2 protein-coding genes are annotated in these 1,987 nt (G+C 72.6%); one reads left to right on the top strand and one right to left on the bottom strand.

The window, feature by feature from the left end:
- Positions 1–32: 32 nt before the first annotated feature.
- On the bottom strand, positions 33–1,487 hold the full coding sequence (locus tag A9X04_RS21655) for a cell wall metabolism sensor histidine kinase WalK (RefSeq protein WP_082975170.1): 1,455 nt from the start codon (positions 1,485–1,487) through the stop codon (positions 33–35).
- 175 nt (positions 1,488–1,662) lie between these two features.
- Between A9X04_RS21655 and A9X04_RS21650 the strand changes: the two genes are divergently transcribed.
- Positions 1,663–1,987 (top strand): response regulator transcription factor (locus A9X04_RS21650; protein WP_156764473.1); only part of this gene is annotated, 325 nt, incomplete at its 3' end.

Genomic DNA, 1,987 nt, shown 5'->3' with positions numbered 1-1,987 from the left:
GGCGGCCACCGCTCACCTTTCTTCCATGGGCCTTATTCCACCGCCGCGGCGAGCGGCAGCGTGAGCCGGAACCTCGCCCCGCCCTCGTGCGGCAGACACACCAGCTCGCCCCCGTGGGCACGCGCCAGCGCCCGGGCGATCGGCAGGCCCAGCCCGGCGCCGCCGTGATCGCGGGCGCGCCCGGCGTCCAGTCGCACCAGCCGTTCGAAGATCCGCTCGCGCTCGTCGTCGGGAATGCCCGGGCCGCTGTCGGTGACGGTCACCTCGGCGGCATCGGTGCGCCCACGCACGTCGACCGTGATGGCTCCCCCGCGCGGGGTGTAGCGTCGGGCGTTGTCGAGCAGATTGGACAGGATCTGCGCGATGCGGGTGGGGTCCGCGTCCAGAAGCAGCTCGGTGGCGCCGGTGCGGCTGATGGTCAGTTGCGGCGCCAGCATCGCGGCCCGGTCGGCTTCGGCGTCGGCGATCGCCGCCAGGTCGACGGCCTGGGAGTCCAACGGCAGGCCGGCGTCGATGCGGCTCAGATCGAGCATGTCGGAGACCAACCGCCCTGCGCGCCGCGCGTCGGACAGCAACAGGCTGGCCCTGCGATATTGACCGTCTGCCGCGTCGTCGCCCTGCTGCTGGGAGGCGCTGGTGGCGAGTTGTTCGGCGGCGACCTGTATCCCGGCGATCGGGGTGCGCAGTTCGTGGGCGGCGTCGACCATGAAGCGCCGGGTTGCCGTCTCGGCGCGCCGGGCCGCGTCGGCGGAACGCTGGGCCCGGCGTTCGGAAGCCTCCAAAGTATCCAGCATCCCGTCGAAAGCGCTTGCGGCCCGGCCTAATTCGGTATCGGGACGGTCGGGGCGCAGCCGCCGCCCGCGATCACCGGTCCGGATGTCGTTGGCCAGCGCGGTCAACCGGTCCAGTGGGCGTAACGCCACCCGGCTGACCGCCACCAGCAGCAGCGCGGCGACCAGCAGGGTCACCACACCCGCTCCGATCATCAGCGCCCGCAGTTGGTGCGTCACCTGCGTGGTTTGTGTGGTGTCGGCGACCAGGATGACCCGGGCGCCATCCGGCAGCCGACGCACAACGGCCGTCGCCGTGGCGTCCGGCGGGGGTGGGGGCGGCGGCGGTGGCCAGGGCGGCGGAAAATTCGGGCCGGGCGCCATGGGTGGCGGCGGCCAGGCGCCATGCGGCGGGCCCGGCGGGCCGGGCGGCGGCGCGAACCCGAAACCACCCATGGGTCCGCCCATCGGTGGGGGAGGCGGCCCGTGCTGCAGCGCCATCATCGGCGGCGGCCCGGGCGGTAGCGGTGGGCCGGGTGGGCCGACGCTGACGATCCAGGCGAAGGCGATCGCCGCGATGGTGCCGGCCGCGCCGATCAGCGCGCCCGCCAGCCCTGCGCCGACTACCACCGCGGTGGAGTGGCGGCGCGGCTCACCAGGTCGATTCGCCGCGGGCGGGGTGGGCGGAGGGGTGTCGATGTCGTCGTTTGTGGTCATGGCACCGGACGGTAGGAGCCGGAACTGAAGCGGACCTGAAGAAGCTGGCGCCCCATTCGCCACTCCTGCCACCAGCGAAGGTGAGTCAACGCGCATCCCGACATTCTTGTGACCACTGAGACTCCCGTGACAATGGCACGCCCGCTTCAGGTTCACTTCAGCGCCGGCGCCGACAATGGGACCCATGACGAACTGCCCGCGGGCCGCCGCCGGCCACTTCAGCGTCGGCGCGCCCCGGGTTCTGGTGGTCGAAGACTCCGAGACGATCCGCGAGATGGTCGGCGAGGCGCTCACCGACGTCGGCTACCACACCGTCGGCCGTGGTGACGGCGACGGGCTGGAGGAGGCGCTGGACGGGCTGCGCCCGGACCTGGTGGTACTCGACGTCATGCTGCCCGGGCGCGACGGCTTCGACCTCATCGACGTGATCCGCGACTGGGGCGACGTCGGCATCGTCTTGATCACCGCGCGCGACGGCCTGCAGGATCGACTCCGCGGCC

Source organism: Mycobacterium sp. E3247 (assembly GCF_001667785.1).
Lineage (GTDB): Bacteria > Actinomycetota > Actinomycetes > Mycobacteriales > Mycobacteriaceae > Mycobacterium.
The sequence above is the reverse complement of the archived record's forward strand: the minus strand, read 5'-3'. Positions and strand labels throughout refer to the sequence as shown.